Consider the following 1877-nt stretch of genomic DNA (forward strand, 5'->3'; position numbering starts at 1 on the left):
CGGCGCGCTGTGGCGAAAGCGTGACAGTGGTTGTCGTCGGCTCCCCGATCCAGCCGGTGATCCTCGGCGCCAACGCCCGCGCGGTGGCGGCGGCCGACGCGCTGCAGGCCGCCGGCTTCGACTGCCGGGCGGTGCGCCCGCCCACCGTGCCGGACGGCACCGCGCGGCTCCGGCTTTCCCTCACTCTCAACGTGGACGAGCCGACCGTGTCGGCGCTGATGGACGCGCTCGCCGCGACGCTGACGGCCGCCGCCGCATGAGCCCCATCGTCGTCACAGGAACCGACACCGGCGTCGGCAAGACCGTGTTCGCCGCAGCCCTCACGGCGGCGCTCGGCGCGCGCTACTGGAAGCCGGTGCAGTCCGGCCTCGACGAGGGCGGCGACACGTCGGAGGTCGCGCGGCTCGCGCGCCTTCCGCCGGAGCGGATCGTCCCCGAGGCGTGGCGGCTCCGCACCCCGGTCTCCCCACACCTCGCCGCCGAGATCGACGGCGTGAAGATCGATCCAGAGGCGCTCGCGCCGCCCCAAAGCGACGGCCCGCTGGTGATCGAGGGCGCCGGCGGCCTGCTGGTGCCGCTGAACCGGCGCGCGCTCACCATCGACCTGTTCGCGCGCTGGGGTTTTCCCGTGGCGCTGGTGGCGCGCACCGGGCTTGGAACCATCAACCACACCCTGCTGTCGCTGGAGGCGCTGGCGAGCCGGCGCGTGGCCGTGCTTGGCGTCGCCTTCGTCGGCGACGCCAACGACGACAGCATCGCCACCATCGCGGCCTTTTCCGGAGCGAAGGTTCTGGGCCGCCTGCCCCGGCTCGATCCGCTGACGCCGGACGCCTTGCGCGCGGCCTTCGCGGCCGCGTTCGACCTCGCGGATTTCCGGTCGTGAGCTCGCCCGTCTGGCGGCCCTTCTTCCAGCACGCGCTGGAGCCCGATCCGCCGGTCGTGACCCGCGCCGAGGGCGCCTGGCTCACCACGGCCGACGGCGGCCGGCTGCTGGACGCCATCTCGTCCTGGTGGGTGACGACACACGGCCACCGCCATCCGCGCATCACCGCCGCGATCCGCGAGGCGACGGAGAGCCTCGATCAGGTGATCTTCGCCACCGTCACCCACGAACCCGCCGAGCGGCTGGCGCGCGATCTGACGGCGCTGGCGCCGCAGGGCCTGACCCGCGTGTTCTATTCGGATTCCGGCTCCACCGCGGTCGAGGTGGCGCTGAAGATGGCGCTGGGCGCGGCCCGCAACGCCGGCGACCTGAAGCGCTCCACCATCGTCGCGATGGAGGACGCCTATCACGGCGACAGCATCGGGGCGATGAGCGTGGGCGAGCGCGGCGTGTTCAACGCGCCCTACGAGCCGCTGCTGTTCGACGTGGCGCGCATCCCCTTCCCCGCGGCCGGCGCGGAGCAGGCGACGCTCGACGCCTTCGAGCGGCTCGCCCGCTCGCGCGAGGTCGCGGCGCTGATCGTGGAGCCTCTGGTGCTGGGCGCAGGCGGCATGCGCGTCTATCCGCCGTGGGTGCTCGCCGAGCTGCGCCGGATCGCCGACACGACCGGGACCTTCCTCATCGCCGACGAGGTCATGACCGGCTGGGGCCGCACCGGAACGCTGTTCGCCTGCGAGCAGGCCGGCATATCCCCGGACATCCTCTGCACGTCGAAGGGGCTCACCGGCGGCGTGGTTCCCCTCGCCGCGACGCTGTCGACCGAGGAGATCTTCGCCGCGCACCGCTCGCACGACCGGGCGAAGACCTTCTTCCATTCCTCGTCCTACACCGCGAACCCGATCGCCTGCGCCGCGGCCTGCGCCAACATCGCGGTGTGGCGCGAGGAGCCGGTGGCGGAGCGCGTCGCCGCGCCCGCGCGGGCGCTCGCCGCGCG

Annotated in this window: 2 protein-coding genes and 1 pseudogene; all 3 read left to right on the plus strand. The window is 73.6% G+C overall.

Annotated features, from left to right (window positions below; translation table 11 throughout):
- Positions 1 to 260, plus strand: a pseudogene (locus tag ACFQ4O_RS17260) (8-amino-7-oxononanoate synthase); the annotation flags it as partial.
- Positions 257 to 883 carry a dethiobiotin synthase gene (gene bioD / locus ACFQ4O_RS17265; protein WP_378777578.1) on the plus strand — a complete coding sequence of 209 codons (627 nt, stop codon included), beginning with the start codon at positions 257 to 259 and terminating at the stop codon, positions 881 to 883. The pseudogene ACFQ4O_RS17260 and the gene bioD, both read left to right, overlap by 4 nt.
- A partial coding sequence (locus ACFQ4O_RS17270; protein ID WP_378777580.1) for an adenosylmethionine--8-amino-7-oxononanoate transaminase occupies positions 880 to 1877 on the plus strand: 998 nt, incomplete at its 3' end. The genes bioD and ACFQ4O_RS17270, both read left to right, overlap by 4 nt.

Source organism: Methylopila musalis, from assembly GCF_042679725.1.
Classification (GTDB): domain Bacteria; phylum Pseudomonadota; class Alphaproteobacteria; order Rhizobiales; family Methylopilaceae; genus Methylopila; species Methylopila musalis.

What these genes read in the sequence shown, in the direction of transcription:
- bioD (WP_378777578.1), top strand. Translation starts at nt 257, where the DNA reads ATGAGCCCCATCGTCGTCACAGGAACCGACACCGGCGTCGGCAAGACC.